This is a genomic window from Kitasatospora sp. NPDC002040, assembly GCF_040296785.1.
GTDB lineage: Bacteria > Actinomycetota > Actinomycetes > Streptomycetales > Streptomycetaceae > Kitasatospora.
Genome location: NZ_JBEOXV010000020.1, coordinates 65,921 through 89,261, shown reverse-complemented (window position 1 = coordinate 89,261; position 23,341 = coordinate 65,921). Strand labels below are relative to the sequence as shown.

The 23,341-nt window shown below is 75.3% G+C and carries 5 protein-coding genes and 1 pseudogene; all 6 read right to left on the bottom strand.

What is annotated here, in order from left to right:
• Window positions 1-4: 4 nt before the first annotated feature.
• Window positions 5-982, bottom strand: coding sequence for an ABC transporter permease (locus tag ABT118_RS29060; RefSeq protein ID WP_350675261.1), 978 nt, complete (start codon window positions 980-982; stop codon window positions 5-7).
• A 1-nt stretch (window position 983) separates the two neighbouring features.
• Window positions 984-2,648: an ABC transporter substrate-binding protein gene (locus ABT118_RS29055; protein ID WP_350675259.1), complete on the bottom strand. Its 1,665-nt coding sequence runs from the start codon at window positions 2,646-2,648 to the stop codon at window positions 984-986.
• 110 nt (window positions 2,649-2,758) lie between these two features.
• Window positions 2,759-3,163 carry a nuclear transport factor 2 family protein gene (locus ABT118_RS29050; RefSeq protein ID WP_350675257.1) on the bottom strand — a complete coding sequence of 135 codons (405 nt, stop codon included), beginning with the start codon at window positions 3,161-3,163 and terminating at the stop codon, window positions 2,759-2,761.
• 68 nt (window positions 3,164-3,231) lie between these two features.
• Window positions 3,232-3,654, bottom strand: a complete 423-nt coding sequence (locus tag ABT118_RS29045) for an ester cyclase (protein WP_350675255.1) — start codon at window positions 3,652-3,654, stop codon at window positions 3,232-3,234.
• Between the two features lie 44 nt (window positions 3,655-3,698).
• The gene (locus ABT118_RS29040) at window positions 3,699-4,463 is read right to left on the bottom strand and encodes an SDR family NAD(P)-dependent oxidoreductase (RefSeq protein ID WP_350675252.1); all 765 of its coding nucleotides are present in this window, start codon (window positions 4,461-4,463) and stop codon (window positions 3,699-3,701) included.
• Window positions 4,445-23,334: pseudogene (locus tag ABT118_RS29030) on the bottom strand (SDR family NAD(P)-dependent oxidoreductase); the annotation flags it as partial. The pseudogene ABT118_RS29030 and the gene ABT118_RS29040, both read right to left, overlap by 19 nt.
• Between the last annotated feature and the right edge of the window lie 7 nt (window positions 23,335-23,341).

The following is a 23,341-nucleotide window of genomic DNA, read 5'->3' as shown; positions in this document are numbered from 1 at the left end:
GGGGTCAGCGGCTCCTCAGGCGGGGGTCTGCGGCGACGTGGAGCAGGTCCACCAGGGTGGAGATGAGCACGAAGACCAGCGCGGAGAGCAGCACCAGGCCGATCACCAGCGGCATGTCCTTGTTGACCGCGCCCTGGAGGCTGAGCGCCCCGATGCCGGGCCGGCCGAAGACCGTCTCTACCAGGACCGCGCCGCCGAGCAGCGAGCCGGTCAGCCAGCCGGTCAGGGTGGCCACCGGTCCGGTGGTGTGCCGCAGCGCGTGCCGCAGCAGCACGGCGGCGGGGGCCAGGCCGCGGGACCGGGCGGTGAGCACGAAGGGCTGGCCCAGGGTGGTCTCCAGGCCCTCCCGGAGCACCTGGGTGAGCACCCCGGTGAGCGGCAGGGCGAGCGTGACGGCGGGCAGCACCAGGGCGGACAGGTCCTGGTCCCCGGCCACCGGGAAGATCCGCAGCTGGAACGAGAAGGCGGTGAGCAGCAGGATGCCGATCCAGTACGAGGGGCTGGAGACCGCCAGCAGTTCCAGCAGCGAGCTCACCCCCCGCAGGGCGGGGCGGCGGCCGGCCGTCGCCGTGGCTGCGACCAGCGCCAGGACGACGGCCAGCACCAGGGCCGCCAGCGCGAGCTGGACGGTGGAGCCGAGCTGATCGGCGATCAGCCCGGCCACCGGCCGCTGGAGTTGGTAGGACTCACCGAGATCCCCGGTGAGCAGGCGGCCCAGGTAGTGCAGGTACTGCACCGCGACCGGCTGGTCCAGCCCGTAGGTGGCCCGGATCTCCGCCTTCACCTCGGGGGTGGCGGCGGAGCCGGGGCCGAGCATCACGGTGACGGGGTCACCGGGGACCAGCTGGAGCGCGGCGAAGGCGACCGTGGCGGCCCCGATCAGTACCGCGAGGGCACCCAGCAGGCGGACGAACAGCCTGCGCAGCACCCCGAGCGTCACCGCACGGAGGCCCTGAGGGGCCGTCAGGTCGTGGTCGGTCATGTCACTTACCGAGCCAGGCGTCGTGGAACCGGAGCCAGGTGTTCGGGTCGGCGGTCAGGCCGTGCACCTGGGCCGACTGGCCGACGGTGGCGGTGCGGACGTACAGCGGCACGATCAGGCCGAGCTCGATCGCGCGCTGCTGGGTCTTGCCGTAGACCTCCTGGCGGACCGTCTTGTCGAAGGTCTCCTTGCCCTTGGTGGTCCACTCGTCCAGCTGGGCGTCCTTGTAGAAGGTCGCGTTCTGGCCGCCCTTGGACGGCTGGCTGGCACTGTGGAAGTAGAGCCGCAGCACGTCCGGGTCGAACCGGGCCCAGCTGTAGTCGGCGATGTGCACCTTGCCGCCGTAGACCTGGGCGATGTAGGTGCCGATGTCCAGCCGGGGGCGGGTGACCTCGATGCCGATCTTCTTCAGGTCGGCCTGGATCGCCTGGCCGAGGGTGTCGCGCTGCTCGCGGACGTACTCGGCGGGCGGCAGCGGCCACTCGATGGTGAGGCGCTGGCCGTTCTTGGTGCGGTAGCCGTCGGCGTCCTTGGCGGTCCAGCCGGCCTCGTCCAGGGACTTCTCGGCCAGCGCCTTGTCGTAGGCCCAGCTGTTCTCGAGCGACTTGTCGTAGTACGGGGTGGTGGGCGCGACCGGGCTCCAGGCCCGCTTGTTGACGCCGAAGTAGATGCTCTTCACGTCGGTCTCGACGTCGATGCCGCGCTGCACCGCCTTGCGGACCAGCGGGTCGTCCAGCGGAGCCTTGGAGGTGTTGAGCACCAGCGAGTAGACCGCGCCGGGGGCGTCGGTGGAGATCGTCTTCAGCTTGGAGTCGGCCTGCACGGTCTTCACGCCCGACGGCGGGACCGGGTCGGCGACCTGGACCTGGCCGCTGTTCAGCGCGCCGAGCCGGACCGAGTCCTCGGTGAGGAAGCGGACCGTCAGCTTGTCCAGGTAGGCCGGGCCCTGGTGGGCCGCGCCGGCCGGAGCCCAGTTGTAGTCCGGGTTCTTGGTGTAGACCGCGCTCTGGCCCTTGGTGTAGCTGGAGAAGACGAACGGGCCGGTGCCGACGTCGGCCGGGCCACCGGCGCCGAGCTTGGCGCCGTTCTCCTTGATCGTCTTGGGCGAGTAGAAGCCGAGGTAGGGGGTGCTGGCGGCCTGCAGGAACGGCGCGAAGGGCTCGCCGAAGTTCACCTTGACGGTCTTCGGGTCGATCACCTCGGTGCCGGTGTACGGGCCGAGCAGGCTGGCCGCGTACTGGGACTTGGTCTCCTTGGCCACGATCCGGTCGAAGTTGACCTTCACCGCCTCCGCGTCGAACGGGGTGCCGTCGGTGAACTTGACGCCCTCGCGCAGGTGGAAGGTGAAGCTCTTCAGGTCCGGCGCAATCTCCCACTTGGTGGCCAGCCAGGGCTGGAACTCGCCCTTGGCGTCCTGCTGGACCAGGGAGTCGAACACGTTGCGCTGGATCGCGCCGGTGACGTCCTGCTGGCTGACGTGGATGTCGAAGGAGATCGGCTCGACGTCGGTGGCGTAGGTGAGCGAGCCGCCCTGGACGGGAGTCCCCTGGTCGCCGCTCTTGGCCGGGGCCGCACCGGTGGCGCCGGAACCGCAGCCGGTGAGCAGCAGGGTGCCCGCGGCGAGTGCGGCGAGCAGCGGGACGGGACGGGGCCCGGTTCTGGGCATTGGAGTGCTCCGTTTACGAGAGGTGTGAGCTGGGGGGATGCCGAGAAGTCTGCCGAGATCAAACGCCCCGGGGACCCCTAGGCAACCCCTAGCCCACCCTTGAGGGGTCCTCAGGCCCCGCGCACCAGCGGGTAGCGCGGCACCGAGCGACGGCTGGCGATCCGCCAGCCGTCGGGAGTCTTCACGTAGACGTCGAGGTACTCGCCGTTGTGGACCTTGCCGTCGGCCAGCAGTACCAGGTAGCGGCTGCGGCCGCGCACCACGCCGTCCTGGTCGAGCTGGAAGGCGGTGTCCACGGTCTGGTGGTCCGGGGACTCGGGGCCGAGGTCGCTGCTGAAGGCGCGGATGGCCTCCAGGCCCTTGAACACCGCTCCGGTGCGGGCGAGTTCGATCACGCCGTCCGCGGCGAAGACGGTGCCGAGGGCCTCGGCGTCGGCGTTGTCGAAGGCGTGCGAGAAGCGGGCCAGCAGCTGGCGCAGCTGCTCCGCGTCGTCGAGGGAAAGGTGGTCGGTCATCACGGTCTCCTGGGGACGGGAACGGGCCCGGCCGGGGTGGCCGGCCGGGCCCGAGGGGAGTGCGGGGGTCAGACGCCGACGGGGGTCAGCTGCTGGATGATGCCGAGGCGGTCGGGCAGCACGCTGTAGCGGGTGACCTTGCCGTCGCGGACGGTCAGGCGGCTGACGCTGTGTCCGGTGAAGTGCCGGCCGGTGGCCGGGACGCCGAAGATCGGGCCGACGTGCACGCCCTCGATCCGCCAGTAGGCGATCACCAGGTCGCCCTCGGCGACCAGGTCCTCGACGGTGGCCTTGACGTCCTGGACGTTGTTCCAGAGCCAGCGCAGGTGCTCGCGGAAGTCCTCCACGTTGCCCGGTCCGTCGGGGCCGACCCGGCTCTCGTCCACGGCGTCCTCGGCGATCAGCTCCTCGACCAGGTCGAGCCGCTGGCCGGTGACCAGCTCGTGGTAGTAGCGCAGGACGACGGCCTTGTTGTCCTCAAGCGTGCTCATTGTTCGTTCTCTCCTTGGGAGTTGCAGGAAATCCAGAGGGTGGTTCAGCGGGCGGCCGGCGGCAGCAGGATGCCGCCGTTGGCGCTCAGGCCGCCGTCCACCGGGACGGTGACGCCGGTGACGTAGGAGGCGGCGGGCGAGGTGAGGAACCAGACCACCTCGGCCTGCTCCCTGGCCTCGGCCCAGCGCTGGGCCGGGATGCGGCGGGTGATGAAGGCGGAGAACTCCGGGTCGGCGACCTGGGCCGCCGTCAGGCCGGTGACGGTGCCGCCGGGGGCGATGGCGTTGATCCGGATGCCCTCGGCCGCGTAGTCGATCGCGGTGCCCCGGACCAGGTTGATCACGGCCGCCTTGGTCGCGTTGTAGGCCCAGGTGCCCGGGTCGCCGCGCAGGCCGGAGACCGAGGAGGTGGCCACGATCGCCCCGCCCCCGGCGGCCCGCAGGGCCGGGACGGCGGCCCTGATGCCGAGCACCACGCTGCGCACGTTCACCGCGAACAGCCGGTCGAAGCGCTCCACCGCGCCCGGCGACTCCAGCGGGCCGCCGCCGCCCGTACCGGCGTTGAGCACCGCCGCGTCGAGCCGGCCGAACCGCTCCACGGCCAGCTCCACCGCGCGGTTGTTGGTCTCCTCCTCGGCGACGTCCCCGACCAGGGTGGCGACCCCGTCCAGGTCGGCCAGCGCGTCCAGGCCGTGCTTGTCCAGGTCCACCGCGACCACCCGGTGCCCGCGTTCGGCATAGAGCCGCACCGCTGCCTCGCCGATCCCGGAGGCCGCTCCGGTCACCAGTACTACCGGGCTGCTGCCCATGCCCGCTCCTTCGTCTCGATCCACTGCCGGACGGCGTCCGCCGTCGTCGGGGTGTGCTGCTCCAGCACGGTGAAGTGATCTCCGGTGATGTCCCGCACCTCGTGCGGCACCGGCCAGTAGGCGCGCCAGTCGTGACGCCCCGTCGGGTCCACCACCGTGCCGCGCAGCGGGGTGTCGGCGCGCAGCGCCAGCACCGGCGCCTCCACCGGGCCGGGCTGCCAGCCGGCGAAGACGGAGTTGTAGCCGCCCATCGCGGTCAGGCTGGCGTCGCTCCAGACCATGTCGTACTGCTTGATCCGGTCGACCATCCCGGTGAGCATCGCGGTCAGCCACCACTCGCCCATGCCCTCGCGGACCGCGCTGTCGATCGGGTACGAGTCCACCAGGCCCAGCCCGGCCACCCGGCGGCCGGCCGCCTCCAGCCGCTCGGTGACGGCGTGCGCGACGCAGCCGCCCATCGAGCGGCCGAGCACCACGAACGGCCGGTCCGGGCCGACCAGTCGGAGCACCGCCTCGGTGTGCAGGGTGAGGAAGGTCTCCAGGTTGTCGGGCAGCAGGTCGGTCGGGGTCCAGCCGGGCGAGGGGAGGACGAAGAAGTCCCGCTCGCCCTGGAAGGCGTGGCCGAGCCGGGCGTACTCGTGCGGACCGGAGATGGCGCTGAGCGCGGGGAAGGCGACCACGGCGGTGTCGCCCCCGCCGGACGCCAGCCGGATCGGCTCCAGCGCGTGCTGGTCCCGCTCGGCGACGGTGAAGCGGGAGCGCAGCGCGGAGGCCACCCCGATCAGCGCGGACGCCTCACCGAAGCTGCCCTGGGCGGCCAGCCTGCGGTAGAGGGTGGAGAGCGGGTGGCGCGGGTCGTCACCGTCGGTCGTGGTGGCCGTCGCGACCGCGCCCGGGGCGGGCGCCTCGGCCACCAACTCCGCCAGATGGTCGGCGAGTTGCACCGGGTCCGGGTGGTCGAAGGTGAGGGTGGGGGCCAGCCGCAGGCCGGTCAGCGCGGTGAGCCGGTTGCGCAGCTCGACCGCGGTCAGCGAGTCGAGGCCCAGGTCGTTGAACGGGCGCTGGTCGCCCACCGCGCCCGCCTCGGTGCCGAGCACGGCCGCCACCTCGGTGCGCACCAGCTCCAGCAGGGCGACGGTCCGGTCCGCCCCGGTGAGCGCCACCAGCTTCGGCAGCAGGGCGGGGCCGGCTGCGGCCGTGCTCCGGGAGGCGGACCGGCGGGCGGCCGGGACGAGGGCGCCGAGCAGAGCGGGCAGCGCGGGTTGGGTGCGCAGCACCGCCAGGTCGAGCGGGGCCGCGACCAGGTACGGGTCCTCGGCCCGGGCCGCCGCCTCGAACAGCCTGGCTCCCTGTTCGGCCGTGATCGGCCGCAGGCCCGCCCGGGCGGCCCGGCGGCGGTCGGCCTCGGAGAGGTGCGCGGTCACGGCGCTGGCCTCGGCCCACTGGCCCCAGGCCAGCGACTGGCCGGGCAGGCCGATCGAACGGCGGTGCGCGGCCAGCGCGTCCAGGTAGGTGTTGGCCGCCGCGTAGCTCGCCTGGCCGGGGCCGCCCAGGACGGCGGCGACGGAGGAGTAGAGCACGAAGGCGGCCAGGTCGTGACCCCGGGTCAGCTCGTGCAGGTGCCGGGCACCGTCGGCCTTGGGCGCCCAGACCGCCTGGACCCGCTCGGGCGTGAGCGAGGCGAAGACGCCGTCGTCCACCACACCGGCCGTGTGCACCACGGCCGTCAGCGGGTGCCGCTTCGGGATCGCGGCGAGCGCTGCAGCGAGCGCCTCCCGGTCGGCCGCATCGGCGGCCGCGACGGTCACGTGCGCCCCCAACTCAGCCAGCTCCGCCCGGAGTTCGGCCGCGCCGGGCGCCCGGTCGCCGCTGCGGGAGAGCAGCAGCAGGTGCCGCACGCCCCGCTCGGCCACCAGGTGCCGAGCCAGCAGCCCGCCCAGCACACCCGTGCCACCGGTGATCAGCACCGTGCCGTCCGGGTCCCAGGGACGGGCGGCACCGACCTCCGGCACCACCGTCCTGGCCAGCCGGGGCACGTGCACCCGGCCCTCGCGCAGCGCGAGTTGGGGCTCCCCGGTGGCTACGGCGGCCGCCAGCAGGTGCTCCGAGTCCGCGTCGGTGTCCACCAGGACGATCCGGCCGGGGTACTCGGACTGCGCGGATCGCAGCAGCCCCCAGACCGGGGCCAGCACCGGGTCCGGTGCCTCGTCGGAGACCGGGACGGCGCCGCTGGTCACCACGGCCAGCCGGGAGCCTTCGTTCGCCCCGTCCGCCAGCCAGTCCTGAACGGCGGTCAGCACCTCGGCCAGGACACCCTCGTGGCCGGTCACCCGCAGCTCGCTCCAGGTGTCGGTGCCCGTCGGCGCGGTCGCCTGCACCTCGGGCCAGTCCAGCCGGAACAGCGCGTCCCGATCGGCACCGCCCGCCGGAACGAGCTGCTCGGCCGAGACCAGCCGGGCCCGCAGGGCCGCCACGGAGGCGACCGGCGCACCGGTCTCGTCCGCGACGTCGATCGCGATGGCCTCCGGCTCGGTGTAGCGCAGCCGCACCCGCAGGGCACTCGCGCCCGCGGCGTGCAGCCGGACGCCGGTGTAGGCGAACGGCAGGCGGCTGGTGCCGGGCGGGGTGTCGGTCAGGCCGTGGTGGGCGGTGACGTGCACGGCGGCATCCAGCAGGGCCGGGTGAAGTCCGAACTCGCCCGCGCTCTCCCGGACTGCCTCCGGCAGGGCCACCTCGGCCCAGAACGTGTCACCGTCCCGCCAGGCCGCCTGCAGGCCGCGGAAGGCCGGGCCGTAGGCGAGTCCGGCGGCGGCCAGCTCCTGGTAGACCTCCTCGGTCGGCAACGCAGTCGCTCCCGGCGGTGGCCACTCCCGCAGCGCCTCGCCCGGGGCACCGGGACCGTCCAGCAGCAGACCGGACGCGTGCCGGCTCCACTCCTCCGTCCCGGCCGGGCGGGAGTGCACGGTGACCTCGCGGGCCCCCGTCCCGTCCGCGCCGCCCACGGCGACCTGGACGTGCACGGCGCCGTGCTCGGGAAGCAGCAGCGGGGCCTCGACCACCAGCTCGTCCAGCGTCCCCGCACCGAGCTCGTCCCCGGCCCGGACCGCGAGCTCCAGCAGGGCGGTGCCCGGGACGATCACCGTGCCCTGCACGGCGTGGTCGGCCAGCCAGGGGTGGGTGCGCAGCGAGAGGCTGCCGGTCAGCACCACGCCCTCCCCGTCCGGGAGCCGGACGGTGGCGCCGAGCAGCGGGTGGGCCGCCTCGGCCAGGCCCAGGCCGGTGGCGTCGGCCGCGCGGGCGGCGGGCTCCAGCCAGTAGCGGCGGCGCTGGAAGGGGTAGGTGGGCAGCTCCACGGCGGACGGGTGGGACGGACGGCCGATCAGGGCCGGCCAGTCGACCCGGTGGCCCTGGACGTGGATCCGGGCCAGCGCGGTGACGGCGGTCTCCGTCTCGCTCCGGTCGCGGCGCAGCGCGGCGGCCGTGACGGGGGCCTCCAGGGCGGCGCCGACCAGGCCGGTCAGGGTGCCGTCCGGGCCGAGCTCGACGAAGGTGGTGACGCCCTCGGCGGCCAACTCGCCCACCACGTCCGCGAAGCGGACCGGCTCGCGGACCTGCCGGGCCCAGTAGTGCGGGTCGGCCAGCTCGGCGGCGGTGGCCACCTTGCCGGTCAGGTTCGACACGACCGGGATCTGCGGCGGGTGGAAGGTGAGGCCGGCGGCGACGCGCTCGAACTCGGCCAGCATGCCGTCCAGCTGGGCCGAGTGGAACGCGTGGCTGACCGTCAGCTGCTTGGTCCGCCGGTCGGCGAACACCTCGCGGACGGCGGCCACCGCCTCCGCGTCACCGGAGACCACCACCGAGCGCGGACCGTTCACGGCCGCGATCTCGGCGCCGGGGACGAGGGCCGCGCGGGCCTCCTCCTCGGTCGCCTCGATCGCCACCATGGCACCGCCGCCCGGGAGTTCCTGCATCAGCCGGGCCCGGGCCGCCACCAGCACGGCCGCATCCTCCAGCGAGAGCACGCCCGCGACGTGGGCCGCCGCCAGCTCGCCGATCGAGTGGCCGGTGACGTAGTCGGGCCGCACGCCCCAGGAGGCGTACAGGCGGTACAGCGCCACCTCGACCGCGAACAGCGCGGGCTGGGTCCAGCCGGTCCGGTCCAGGCCCTCGCCGCTCTCGATCACCTCGGCCACCGGCAGGCCGAGCGCGGTCTGCACGGCGTCGAACGCCTCGGCGAAGGCCGGGAAGGCGGCGTACAGCTCCCGCCCCATGCCGACCCGCTGGCTGCCCTGGCCCGAGAACAGCACGGCCAGCCGGCCGCTGCCGACGGAACTGCCACGGACCACTCCGGGCCCGGCCAGCTCGCGCAGGCCGGCCACCGGGTCGACGAGCACCACGGCCCGCTCCTCGAAGGCGGCCCGGTCGGCCACCAGGGCCCGCGCCACCTCCAACGGCGCTGCCGTACCCAGCAGTTCGGCCACCTGGGCGGCCCGGTCCCGGAGCGCCTCCGGGGTCCGGCCGGAGACCACGAAGGGCAGCACGGCCGGGGCGCCGACAACGGTGTCGGCCTCGGCCTCGGCCGGCTCCTCCTCCGGCGCCTGCTCGATGATGACGTGCGCGTTGGTGCCGCTGGCGCCGAAGGCCGAGACGCCGACCCGGCGCGGACCGTCCGTCTCCGGCCAGGCCCGCTGCTCGGTGAGCAGCTCGACGGCTCCGGCGTCCCAGTCGACGTAGGGGGTGCGCTGTTCGGCGTGCAGCGTCTGCGGCAGCACGCCGTGCCGGATCGCCTGCACGGACTTGATCACTCCGGCGACCCCGGCGGCGGCCTGGGTGTGGCCGATGTTGGACTTCAACGAACCCAGCAGCAGCGGCTGTTCGCGGTCCTGCCCGTACGTGGCCAGGATCGCCTGGGCCTCGATCGGGTCGCCGAGCCGGGTACCGGTGCCGTGCGCCTCGACGGCGTGCACGTCGGCGGCGGCCAGCCGGGCCGAGGAGAGCGCCTGCCGGATCACCCGTTGCTGGGCGGGGCCGTTCGGGGCGGTCAGGCCGTTGGAGGCGCCGTCCTGGTTGACGGCGCTGCCGCGCAGTACCGCCAGCACCGGATGCCCGTTCCGCCGGGCGTCGGAGAGCCGCTCGACCAGCAGCAGGCCGACCCCCTCCGCCCAGCCGGTGCCGTCGGCCTCCGCCGCGAACGCCTTGCAGCGGCCGTCGACGGAGAGACCGCGCTGACGGGAGAACTCCACGAAGCCCTGGGCGGTGGCCATCACGCTGACCCCGCCGGCCAGGGCGAGGTCGGACTCGCCGGAGCGCAGCGACTGGGCCGCCAGGTGCAGCGCGACCAGCGAGGAGGAGCAGGCGGTGTCCACGGTGACGGCCGGACCCTCGAAGCCGAAGGTGTACGCGATCCGGCCGGAGGCGACGCTGTCCAGGCCGCCGATGCCGAGGAAACCCTCCAACTCGCCCGGTGCGTCGTGCAGTCGGGGCGTGTAGTCGCTGCCGGCGATCCCGGCGAAGACGGCCGTCCGGCTGCCGCGCAGCCCGGCCGGGTCGATGCCCGCCCGCTCCAGGACCTCCCAGGCGGTCTCCAGCAGCAGCCGGTGCTGCGGGTCGGTGGCCAGCGCCTCGCGCGGCGAGATGCCGAAGAACTCGGCGTCGAACTCGGGCGTGGTGTCGAGGAATCCGCCGTGCCGGGTGTACGAGGTGCCCGGGTGGTCCGGGTCGGGGTGGTAGAGCCCCTCCAGGTCCCAGCCCCGGTCCGCCGGGAACTCACTGATGGCGTCGACGCCCTCGCTGACGACCCGCCAGAGGTCGTCCGGCGAGGTGATCCCGCCGGGCAGGCGGCAGGCCATGCCGACGATCGCGATCGGCTCGTGCTTGGCCCGTTCCACCTCCTGGAGTCGCTTGTTGGCCTTCTGGGCGTCCGCCAGGGCCCGCTTCAGGTAGTCCCTGAGCTTCTGGTCGTTGGACATCGTTGCCTCTCGGATCACGTACGGGTGGATGCGGTGCGGGCCGCTCAGTGGGTGTCGGAGTTGCGATCGATCAGCGCGAACAGCTCCTCGTCGGTGGCGTCGTCGAAGTCGAGGTCGAACTCGCCGTCGGCGGAGGGTTCCTGGCCCCACCGGTCCACCAGCACCCGGAGCCGGGCCAGTACCTCGTCCCGGTCCGGGGCGCCCGGGCCGTCCAGCAGCCGCTCCAGCGCGGCCACCGACTCCAGGCCGCCGACCGCTGCCGTGCCGTCCCCGGCGGGCAGTTCGGCCAGCAGGTGGGCCGCCAGCGCACCCGGGTTCGGGTGGTCGAAGACCAGGGTGGCGGGCAGGTCCAGGCCCGTCCCGGCGCCGATCCGGTTGCGCAGTTCGACGGCGGTCAGCGAGCTGAGGCCCAGGTCCCGGAAGGCCCGGTCCGCACCGACCTCCCCGGTGTCGGGGTGGCCGAGCACGGCCGCCGCCTCCCGGCGGACCAGGTCCAGCAGCAGTGCCTCGCGGGCCGACGGTTCGTCCAGGACCGCGAGCCGGGCCACCCACGGGGCCGTCTCGCCCGCCTCGGCGGCCTGGAAGGCCGGGACCGTCACCGTGGAGTTGGTGACCGTGGCGTCCAGCCAGTACCGCTGGCGCTGGAAGGCGTAGCCGGGCAGTGCGATCCGGCGCGGCCGGGCACCGGCCAGCACCGCCGTCCAGTCCACCGCCACCCCGCGCACCCACAGCTCGGCGGCGGAGAGCAGGAACCGGTCCAGCCCGCCGTGGTCGCGGCGCAGCGTGCCGGTGACCACCGAACCCCGGCCGGCCCCGGCCGACTCCAGGGTCTCCTGGAGCGGGACGGTGAGCACCGGGTGCGGGCTGATCTCGACGAAGACGGTGTGGCCCTCGGCGGCCAGTGCGCGGGCCGCCTGCTCGAACCGGACGGTCTCGCGCAGGTTGGTCACCCAGTACTCGGCGTCCAGCCCGGCGGTGTCCTGCCAGTCGCCGGTGACGGTGGAGAGCAGCGGCACCTCGCCGGTACGCGGGCGGACCGGGGCGAGCAGCTCCAGCAGCTCCTCCCGCAGCCCGTCCACCTGGGCGGAGTGCGAGGCGTAGTCCACCGGGATCAGCCGGGCCCGGACCTCCTCGGCCTGGTAGCCGGCCACCAGTTCGGCCAGTGCCCCGGGTTCGCCGGAGACCACGGTGGCCGAGGGGCCGTTGACCACCGCGACCGAGAGCCTGCCGCCCCAGGCCGCGATCCGTTCGGTGACCTCGGCGGCGGGCAGCGCCACCGAGGCCATGCCGCCCTGGCCCGAGAGGGCCAGGATGGCCCGGCTGCGCAGGGCCACCACCCGCGCCCCGTCGGCCAGGCTCAGACCGCCCGCCACCACGGCGGCGGCGATCTCGCCCTGGCTGTGGCCGACCACCGCGTCCGGGCGGACGCCGTGGGCCTGCCAGAGCTCGGCCAGCGAGACCATCACGGCCCAGAGCACCGGCTGCACCACGTCCACCCGGTCCAGGCCGGGCGCGCCCGGCTCGGCCCGCAGGACGGCCGGCAGCGACCAGTCGGTGTACGGGGCCAGGGCGGCCGAGCACTCCGCGATCCTGGCCGCGAACGCCGGTGCGGTGTCCAGGAGTTCGACCGCCATGGCGGCCCACTGGGAGCCCTGTCCGGGGAAGACGAAGACGGTCCGGCCGTCCACGTCGGCCCGGCCGCTGACCAGGGTGGGCGACGGGTCCCCGGCGGCGAGCAGCCGGAGCCCGGCCGGGTCGCCGAGCACCACGGCCCGCTCCTCCAGCGTGCCCCGGGTGGCGACCAGGGCGTGCGCCACGTCGACGGGCTCGGCGCCCGTCGACAGCTCGGCGTCCGCCAGCAGCTCCGCCACCAGCCCGGCCTGCTCGCGCAGGGCCTGGGCGGAGCGGGCCGAGACCACGAACGGGAGCACCGGCGGGGTGGCACCGCGCTCGGGCGCGGCGGCCTCCTCCGGGGCCTGCTCGATGATGACGTGGGCGTTGGTGCCGGAGACCCCGAAGGAGGAGATCCCGGCCCGGCGCGGACGGTCCAGGGCCGGCCAGTCCTGACGCTCGGTCAGCAGCTCGACCGCACCGGCCGACCAGTCCACGTACGGGGACGGCTCGTCCACGTGCAGGGTCTGCGGCAGCACCCCGTGGCGGATGGCCTGCACCATCTTGATCACCCCGGCGGCGCCGGCGGCGGCCTGGGTGTGGCCGATGTTGGACTTCAACGAGCCGAGCAGCAGCGGCCGTTCGGCGTCGCGTTCCTGCCCGTAGGTGGCCAGCAGGGCCTGCGCTTCGATCGGGTCACCCAGCCGGGTGCCGGTGCCGTGGCCCTCGACGGCGTCCACCTCGTGGGCCGCCAGGCCCGAGTTGGCGAGCGCCTGCCGGATGACGCGCTGCTGGGACGGACCGCTGGGGGCGGTCAGACCGTTGGACGCACCGTCCTGGTTCACCGCGCTGCCGCGCAGCACCGCGAGCACCTGGTGCCCGTTGCGCCGGGCGTCCGAGAGCCGCTCGACCAGCAGCAGGCCCACGCCCTCGCCCCAGCCGGTGCCGTCAGCGGCACCCGCGTAGGCCTTGCAGCGGCCGTCCTCGGAGAGGGCCCGCTGGCGGGAGAACTCCACGAAGGTGGTCGGGGTGGACATCACCGCGACACCGCCGGCCAGCGCCAGGTCGCACTCCCCCGCCCGCAGCGACTGCGCGGCCAGGTGCAGCGCCACCAGCGAGGAGGAGCAGGCCGTGTCGACCGTGACCGCCGGGCCCTCGAAGCCGAAGGTGTAGGAGATCCGGCCCGAGGCCACCGAGCCCGCCGTGCCGTTGCCGAGCCAGCCCTCCAGCTCCGCCGGGACCTCGCGGACCCGGGGCGCGTAGTCGTGGTACATCACACCGGCGAAGACGCCGGTCCGGCTGCCGCGCAGGGTGCCCGGGTCGATGCCCGCGCTCTCCATCGCCTCCCAGCCGGTCTCCAGCAGCAGCCGCTGCTGGGGGTCGGTGGCCAGCGCCTCGCGCGGGGAGATCCCGAAGAAGGCGGCGTCGAACTCGGCGGCCCGGTCCAGGAATCCGCCGTGCTTGGTGTAGGAGGTGCCGGGCTTGTCGGGGTCCGGGTCGTAGAGGTTCTCCAGGTCCCAGCCGCGGTCGGACGGGAACTCGCCCACCGCGTCCCGGCCCTCGGCCACCAGCTGCCAGAGCTCGTCCGGGGTGGTGACCCCGCCGGGCAGCCGGCAGGCCATGCCGACGATGGCGATCAGCTCGTCGGCCGGCCGCGTCGTCGCGGCGGTCACGCGGACCGCCGGGGCCTTCGCCGCGCCCAGCAGCTCGGTGAGCAGGTGCTCGGCGAGAGCGGCCGGGTTCGGGTGGTCGAAGACCAGGGTGGCCGACAGGCGCAGGCCGGTGGCCGCGCCGATCCGGTTCCGCAGCTCGACGGCGGTCAGCGAGTCCAGCCCGAGGCCGGTGAACGGGCGCTGGGCGCCGACGCTCTGGGCGTCGGTGCCGAGCACCGACGCCACCTCGGTCCGGACCAGGCGGAGCACCGCGGCCAGCCGCTCGGCCTGGTCGGAGAGCAGGGCCAGGCGCTCGGCCAGCGGGGTCTCCCCCGCCGAGGCCCCGCCGGTGCCCGCCGCCCGGCGGGCCGGGCGGACCAGGCCGCGCAGCAGCGCGGGCACCGGACGGCCGCGCAGGGCGGCCAGGTCGAGCGGGGCGGGCACCAGCACCGGACGGTCCGTCAGCAGCTGGGCCGCGTCGAAGAGCGCGGCCCCCTCGGCCGAGCCGATCGGGCGGATGCCGAGCCGGGCCAGCCGGGCGTGGTCGGTGGCGCTCAGGTGACCGGTGATGCCGCTGGCCTCGGCCCACTGGCCCCAGGCCAGGGCCTGGCCGGGCAGACCGATCGAGCGGCGGTGCGCGGCCAGCGCGTCCAGGTAGGTGTTGGCGGCCGAGTAGCTCGCCTGCCCCGGCGAGCCGAGGACGGCGGCGACGGAGGAGTAGAGCACGAACGCGGCCAGCTCGTGACCCCGGGTCAGCTCGTGCAGGTGCCGCGCGCCGTCGGCCTTGGGCGCCCAGACCGTGGCCAGCCGCTCCGGCGTGAGCGAGGCGAAGACGCCGTCGTCCACCACACCGGCCGTGTGCACCACGGCCGTCAGGGGGTGCCGCTTCGGGATCGCGGCGATCGCTGCGGCGAGCGCCTCCCGGTCGGCCGCGTCGGCGGCCGCGATGGTCACCTCGGCGCCCAACCCGGCCAGCTCGTCCCGGAGTTCGACCGCACCGGGCGCCCGGTCGCCACTGCGGGAGAGCAGCAGCAGGTGCCGCACACCCCGCTCGGCCACCAGGTGCCGGGCCAGCAGCCCGCCCAGCACACCCGTGCCACCGGTGATCAGCACCGTGCCCTCGGGGTTCCAGGGCTGCGAGTCGTCGGTCTCCGGCAGGGTCACCCGGGCCAGCCTCGGCACGTGCACCCGGCCGTCCCGGACCGCGAGTTGGGGCTCGCCGGAGGCCAGCACGGACGGCAGCAGCCTGTTGGCGTCGCCGTCCACCAGCACGATCCGGTCGGGGTGCTCCGACTGCGCCGAGCGCAGCAGCCCCCAGACCGGGGCCACCAGGGGGTCCGGCACCGTACCCGCCACCGGAACGGCACCGGTGGTCCGGACGACCAGCCGCGCACCGTCGTTCGCCTCGTCCGCCAGCCAGTCCTGAACGGCCGTCAGCACCTCGGCCAGGACGCCCTCGCGGGCCTCCACCGGCAGCACGGTGTACGCCGGCGTCTCCGCCGCCTCCTCGGGCAGCGCGAGCTCCGGCCACTCGACCGCGAACAGCGCGTCCCGGTCGACGGCCGGGGCGGCGCCCATCGCACCCTCCTGGACCGGCCGGGTGACCAGGGAGGCGAGCGAGATCACCGGGCGCCCCTCGGTGTCGGTGGCCTCGATGGCGTAGTCGTCCGCGCCGCTGACGGTGAGCCGGACCCGGATCCGGGCGGCACCCGCCGCGTGCAGCGAGACGCCCCGGTAGGCGAAGGGCAGTCGGCGCACCCCGGCCGCGCTGCCGTGCAGGGCCGGGAGTTGGGCCGCCGCGTCGAGCAGGGCCGGGTGGATGCCGAAGCGGGCGGCGTCGGACGCCAGCTGCTCGGGCAGCGCGGCCTCGGCGTACAGGGTGTCCCCGTCGCGCCAGACCTGCTCCAGGCCCCGGAAGGCCGGCCCGTAGTCAAGACCGACGCCGGCCAGCAGCTCGTACGCCTCGGCGACCGGGATCTCCTGGGCACCCTGCGGCGGCCAGGCGAAGGACTCGGCGGGGTCCGCGGCACGCTCGGAGAGCACACCACTGGCGTGCCGGGTCCACTCCCCGGCCACGCCCGCCCGGGAGTGGACCGCGACGGAGCGCGTGCCGTCCGCCGCCGACTCGCCGACGGTGACCTGGAGTTGGACGGCCCCCTCGGCGGGGAGCAGCAGCGGGGACTCCACCACCAGCTCCTCCAGGGTGCTCGCGCCGAGCTCGTCACCGGCCCGGACGGCCAGTTCGACCAGGGCCGCGCCGGGGGCCAGGACGGTGCCCAGCGCGACGTGGTCGGCCAGCCAGGGGTGGGTGCGCAGCGAGAGGCTGCCGGTCAGCACCACGCCGGCGGAGTCGGCGGGGGCGAAGGCCGCGCCGAGCAGGGGGTGTTCGACCGCGCCGAGCCCCAGCCCGGCGGCGTCGGCGGTCCGGCGGGCGGGCTCCAGCCAGTAGCGGCGGCGCTGGAACGGATAGGTGGGCAGGTCGAGTTCGGGGCGTCGGCCACCGCCGAACAGGGCGGTCCAGTCGACCTGGTGGCCCTGGACGTGGATCCGGGCCAGCGCGGTCAGCGCGGTCTCGGCCTCGCTCCGGTCGCGGCGCAGCGCGGCGGCCGTGACGGGCTCGTCCAGGATGGTGCCGACCAGGCCGGCCAGCGTGCCGTCCGGGCCGAGCTCGACGAAGGTGGTGACGCCCTCGGCGGCCAGCTCCCCCACCACGTCGGCGAAGCGGACCGCCTCGCGGACGTGGCGGACCCAGTACGCCGGGTCGGTGAGCTCGGCCGCCGTGGCGACCTTGCCGGTGAGGTTGGAGACCACCGGGATCTGCGGCGGGTGGAAGGCCAGTCCGGCGGCGATCCGCCCGAACTCGGCCAGCATCCCGTCCAGGTGGGCGGAGTGGAAGGCGTGACTGACCTTCAGCTGCTTGGTGCGCCGGTCGGCGAAGACCTCGCGGACGGCGGCCACGGCCTCGGCGTCGCCGGAGACCACCACCGAGCGCGGGCCGTTCACGGCCGCGACGTCCACGCCCGGGAGGAGGGCCGCGCGGACCTCCTCCTCGGTCGCCTCGACCGCCACCATGGCGCCACCGCCCGGCAGTTCCTGCATCAGCCGGGCCCGGGCCGCCACCAGCACGGCCGCGTCCTCCAGCGACAGCACACCCGCGACGTGGGCCGCCGCCAGCTCGCCGATCGAGTGGCCGGCCAGCAGGTCCGGCCGGACACCCCAGGACTCGTAGAGCCGGAACAGCGCCACCTCGACGGCGAACAGTGCGGGCTGGGTCCAGCCGGTCTCGTCCAGCCCCTCACCGCTCTCGATCACCTCGGCGAGCGGGAGGCCGAGCGCCTCGGCCGCCGCGTCGAAGGCCTCGGCGAAGGCCGGGAAGGCGGTGTACAACTCCCGTCCCATACCGACCCGCTGACTGCCCTGGCCGGAGAACAGGAAGGCCAGCGAACCGGAGCCGGCCGTCCCGCGCACCACGCCCGGGCCGTCCAGCTCGCGCAGCGCCTCGACGCCGCCGAGCACCACCGCGCGCTCCTCCAGTGCGGCGCGCGCCGTCACCAGGGACTGCGCCACCGCCACCGGGTCGGCCTGCTCGGCCAGTTCGGCCACCTGGAGGGCCTGGGCGGCGAGCGCCTCGGGTGAGCGGGCGGAGAGTACGAAGGGCACCAGGGCCGGGGCCTCGGCGGCCGTCGCCACCCGGCCCTCCTCCGGCGCCTGCTCGATGATCACGTGCGCGTTGGTACCGGAGACCCCGAAGGCCGAGATCCCGGCCCGGCGCGGGCGGTCCAGCGCGGGCCAGTCCTGGTCCTCGGTCAGGACCCGCACCGTGCCCGCCGACCAGTCGACGTGCGGGGAGGGCTGGTCCACGTGCAGGGTGCGCGGCAGTACGCCGTGCCGGATCGCCTGCACCATCTTGATCACGCCGGCCACACCGGCGGCCGCCTGGCTGTGGCCGATGTTGGACTTCACCGAGCCGAGCCAGAGCGGGTGTTCGCGCTCCTGCCCGTACGTGGCGATCAGCGCCTGCGCCTCGATCGGGTCGCCGAGGGTGGTGCCGGTGCCGTGCGCCTCGACCGCGTCCACCTCGTGCGCGGCCAGCCCGGCCTGGGCCAGCGCCTGCCGGATGACGCGCTGCTGGGACGGACCGCTGGGGGCGGTCAGACCGTTGGACGCACCGTCCTGGTTGACGGCGCTGCCGCGCAGCACCGCGAGCACCTGGTGCCCGTTGCGCCGGGCGTCCGAGAGCCGCTCGACCAGCAGCAGGCCCACGCCCTCCGCCCAGCCGGTGCCGTCGGCGGCTGCCGCGAAGGCCTTGCAGCGGCCGTCGGGCGACATCGCCCGCTGACGGGAGAACTCCACGAAGGTGGTCGGTGTGGTCATCAGCAGCACCCCGCCCGCCACCGCGAGGTCGGACTCCCCGGACCGCAGCGACTGCGCGGCCAGGTGCAGCGCGACCAACGAGGAGGAGCAGGCCGTGTCGACCGTGACCGCCGGGCCCTCGAAGCCGAAGGTGTAGGAGATCCGGCCCGAGGCCACGCTGCCCGCGTTGCCGATCCCGAGGTAGGCCTCCAGTTCGTCCGGCACCTGCTGTCCGGCACCCGCGTAGTCGCGGCCGGAGATACCGGCGAAGACGCCGGTCCGGCTGCCGCGCAGCGCGGTCGGGTCGATGCCCGCCCGCTCGAACGCCTCCCAGGTGGTCTCCAGCAGCAGCCGCTGCTGGGGGTCGATCGCGGGCGCCTCGCGCGGCGGTATGCCGAAGAACTCGGCGTCGAACTCGCCGATGCCGTCCAGGAATCCGCCGTGCTTGGAGTACGAGGTGCCCGGCCGGTCCGGGTCGGGGCTGTAGAGCGACTCCAGGTCCCAGCCGCGGTCCGCCGGGAACTCGGTCAGCGCGTCCACGCCCTCGCTGACGATCCGCCAGAGGTCGTCCGGCGAGGCGACCCCGCCGGGGTAGCGGCAGGCCATGCCGACGATCGCGACCGGGTCGTCGTCCAGGTCCCCGACCGGGGCGGTGTACGCCGGGGCGCTGTCCTCGGTGCCCCAGAGCTCGGCGGCCAGCCAGTCGGCCAGCGCGGCCGGGGTCGGGTGGTCGAAGACCACGGTGGCGGGCAGGCGGCGGCCGGTGGCCGCGCCCAGGCGGTTGCGGAACTCGACCGCGGTGAGCGAGTCGAAGCCCTGCTGGCGGAAGGCCTTGGCGGGGTCGATCGCCTCCGCCGAGCCGTGCCGCTGCACGGCGGCGGCCTCGGCCCGGACCAGGCCGAGCAGGCTGCGCCGGCGCTCGGCGGCGGGCAGCCCGGCCAGCCGGGCCGTCAGACCGCCCTCGGCGGCCGGTGCGGCGGCCGTCGCGCTCGCCGGCTCACGGCGGATCAGCTCGGCGGCGATCGGGTGGCGGCGGCCCCGGAACAGCACCGGCCAGTCGGCGTCCACCACCACCAGGGTGGTGTCACCGTGGTCCAGTGCCCGGCCGAGCAGCTCGACCGCGTCGGTGGGCGGCAGCGAGACCAGGCCGTGGCGCAGCAGCTGCTCCTCGGCCCCGGCGGCGGCGATGCCGTCCCCGGCCCAGTGGCCCCAGGCGATCGAGGTGGCGGGCAGCCCGGCGGCCCGGCGGCGCTCGGCCAGCGCGTCCAGGTAGGCGTTGCCCGGTGCGTAGTTGCCCTGCCCGGGGATGCCGCAGAGGCCGGCCACCGAGGAGAACAGCACGAAGGCCGACAGGTCCAGCCCGGCGGTCAGCTCGTCCAGCAGCTGCGCCGCCCCGGCCTTGGCCCGGAGCGCCAGCTCCAGCTGATCGGTGGTCAGGGTGGGGATCAGGCCGTCGTGCAGCGCGGCGGCGGTGTGCACCACCGCGGTCAGCGGCCGCTCGGCGGGGATCTTCGCCAGCACGGCGGAGAGCGCCGCGCGGTCGGCCACGTCGGCGGCGGCGAAGCTCACCCCGGTGCCCAGGGCGGCGAGTTCGGCCGCCAGCTCGGCCGCGCCGGGGGCGTCGGCGCCCCGGCGGCTGACCAGCAGCAGGTGCTCGGCGCCGCGCCCGGCCAGCCAGCGGGCCACGTGGCCGCCGAGGGCGCCGGTGCCGCCGGTGATCAGGGTGGTGCCGCTCGGCTGCCAGGGCTCGGCCGCGTCCCCGGCCGGTGCGGCCGGGACCAGGCGTCGGGCCAGCACCCCGGCGGGGCGCAGCGCCAGCTCCACCTCGCGGTCGGGCGAGGTGTCGGCCAGCAGCGCGGCCAGCTGCTGCCAGGTGCGGTGGTCGGGCTCGGCCGGGAGGTCGGCCAGGCCGCCGTGCAGGCCGGGCAGTTCGGCGGCCAGGATGGCGCCGAAGCCCCAGACCAGGGCCTGCTCCGGGTCGGTCACGGCGTCGGCCGGGCCGGTGGAGACGGCGCCCTGGGTCAGGTACCAGAGCGGGGCGTGGGCCGCGGTGTCCTCCAGCGCCTGGGCGAGGGCGACCTCGGCGGCGTAGGCCCACGGGACGGCGGGGTGCTCGGGGTGCTCGCCCCCGCGCAGGCCGAGCAGCGAGAGCACTCCGGTGAACGGGCCTGCGGCGGTCAGGGCCCCGGCCAGCGCGGCCCGGTCCGGGCCGCCGGGCAGCAGCACGGGGGCGGCACCGGCCGCCGTGAGCGCCTCGGCCAGCGCGACGGCCCACGGGTGGCCGGTCTGCTCCTCGGGGGTGACGATCAGCCAGCTGCCGTGCAGGCTGCGGCCGGCCACCGGGGTGACGGGGCGCCAGACGGTCCGGTGGCGCCAGCTGTCGGCGACGGTGGCCGCCCGCTGCCGGTCCCACCAGGAGGCGAGCGCGGGCAGGACGGGTGCGAGCCGTTCGCCGTCCAGGCCGATGGCCTCGCCGAGCCGTCCGGCGTCACCCTCGGCGACCAGGTCCCAGAACGCCTCGTCGGGGGCGCCGGCCGTACCGGTCAGCTGCTCGGGCGAGCGGCTGGCGTCCAGCCAGTACCGCTGCCGCTGGAACGGGTAGGTGGGCAGCTCGGCGTGGTGCGGGCGGGTGCCCGCGAAGGCCGCCGTCCAGTCCACCGGTACGCCCCGGACGTGGAGTTCGGCCACCGAGGCGAGCCAGCGGGCCCGGTCGCCGTGGTCACGGCGGAGCGATCCGGCGACCACCGGTGCGGCCACCCCGGCCGCGTCCAGGGTGTCCTCGATCGCACCGGTGAGCACCGGGTGCGGGCTGATCTCGACGAAGACGGTGTGCCCGTCCTCGGCCAGCCGCCGGGTGGCCTGCTCGAACCGGACGGTGGAGCGCAGGTTGCGGTACCAGTAGTCGGCGTCCAGCCCGGCAGTGTCCTGCCAGTCGCCGGTGACGGTGGAGAGCAGCGGCACCTCGCCCGGGCGCGGGGTGACCGGGGCCAGCAGCTCCAGCAGTTCGCCGCGCAGGGCCTCGGTCTGGACCGAGTGGGAGGCGTAGTCGATGTTCACCGGCCGGGTACGGACGCCCTCGGCCTGGTAGCCGGCGGCCAGTTCGGCCAGCGCGGCCAGGTCGCCGGAGACCACGGTGGAGAGCGGGCCGTTGACCACGCCGATGGAGAGGCGGCCGGGCCAGGCGGTGATCCGGGCCTCCACCTCGGCCAGCGGGCGGGCCACCGAGAGCATGCCGCCCTTGCCGGAGAGGGTGGCCAGCGCCTGGGCTCGGCGGGCCACGATCCGGGCCGCGTCGGCCAGGCTCAGGCCGCCCGCGACGTAGGCGGCGGCCACCTCGCCCTGGCTGTGGCCGACCACCGCGTCGGGGCGCACGCCGTAGGACTTCCAGAGCGCGGCGAGGGCCACCATGACGGCCCACAGGGTGGGTTGGACCACGTCGACCCGGTCCGGGTCGGGGCCGCCGGGCAGGCCGCGCACCAGGTCCAGCAGCGACCAGTCGGTGTGCGGGGCGAGGGCTTCGGCGGCCTCGGTCAGCGCGGTGGCGAACACCGGCTCGGTGTCCAGCAGTCCGGCCGCCATGCCGGTCCACTGGGAGCCCTGGCCGGGGAAGACGAAGACCACCTTGCCGGGGGTGCCGGCGCGGCCGCGCACCACCTGGGGGCCGGTCAGGTCGGCCAGTGCCTCCGGGCCGCCGATGGCGACGGCGCGCTCCTCCAGCCGGGCCCGGCCGGTGGCCAGGGTGTGGGCCACGTCCAGCGGCGCCAGCCGGTCCAGGGCACGGGAGACCCGGGCGGCCTGGGCCGACAGTGCCTCGGGGGTGCGGCCGGAGAGCAGGTAGGGCAGCACCGCCGGGGTCTCGCCCGGCTCGGCCGGGGTCTGCTCGGGGGCCTGCTCGATGATCACGTGCGCGTTGGTGCCGGAGACGCCGAAGGCGGAGACGGCGGCGCGGCGCGGACGGTCCAGCGCGGGCCAGTCCTGCCGCTCCGTCAGCAGCCGGACGGTGCCGTCGGACCAGTCCACGTGCGGGGACGGCTGGTCCACGTGCAGGGTGCGCGGGAGCACGCCGTGCCGGATCGCCTGGACCGACTTGATCACGCCCGCGACCCCGGCTGCGGCCTGGGTGTGGCCGATGTTGGACTTCAACGAGCCGAGCCAGAGCGGGCGTTCGGCGTCGTGGGCGCGGCCGTAGGTGGAGATCAGGGCCTGCGCCTCGATCGGGTCGCCGAGCCGGGTGCCGGTGCCGTGGGCCTCGACCAGGTCGACGTCGGCCGGGGTGATCCCGGCCGAGGCCAGCGCCTGCCGGATGACGCGCTGCTGCGAGCTGCCGCTCGGGGCGGTGAGCTGGCTGCTGCGGCCGTCCTGGTTGACCGCCGAGCCGCTGAGCACGGCCAGCACCCGGTGGCCGTTACGGCGGGCGTCGGAGAGCTTCTCCAGCACCAGCAGCCCGGCGCCCTCGCCCCAGCCGGTGCCGTCGGCGGCGGCCGCGAAGGGCTTGCACCGGCCGTCGGGGGCCAGGCCGCGCTGCCGGCTGAACTCGATGAACAGGCCGGGCGCGGAGAGCACGGTGGCGCCGCCGGCCAGGGCCAGCCCGCAGTCGCCGGAGCGCAGCGACTGCGCGGCCAGGTGCAGCGCGACCAGCGAGGAGGAGCAGGCCGTGTCGACCGTGACGGCCGGGCCCTCCAGGCCGAGGGTGTACGCGATCCGGCCGGAGGCGACCGAGGTGGTGGTGCCGGTGAGCACGTAGCCGTCGGTCTGCTCGGCGGGCAGGTGGTGCATGGACGGGCCGTACTCCTGCGCGATCACCCCGGCGAACACACCGGTGCGGGTGCCGCGCAGGGACTCCGGGTCGATCGCGGCGTGTTCGAGCGCCTCCCAGGCGGTCTCCAGCAGCAGCCGCTGCTGCGGCTCGGCGGCCAGCGCCTCGCGGGGCGAGACGCCGAAGAACGCGGCGTCGAACTCGCCCGCCTCGTACAGGAACCCGCCCTCGCGGGCGTAGCTGCGGCCGGGCCGGTCCGGGTCCGGGTCGTACAGGTGGTCCAGGTCCCAGCCCCGGTCGGCGGGGAACGGGCCGACCACGTCGCGCTCCTCGGCGACCAGCTGCCAGAGGGCGTCCGGGGTGTCGGCGCCGCCGGGGAAGCGGCAGGCCATGCCGACGATGGCGATCGGCTCCTCGGGGCCGGTGTCCGTCGCGCGGGCCTCGGCGTCCTTCAGCCGCTGGCGGGTCTGATGCAGCTCGGTGGCCACCTTGTTGAGGTAGTCGCGGAGCTTCTGCTCGTTGCTGCTCATCTCTGCG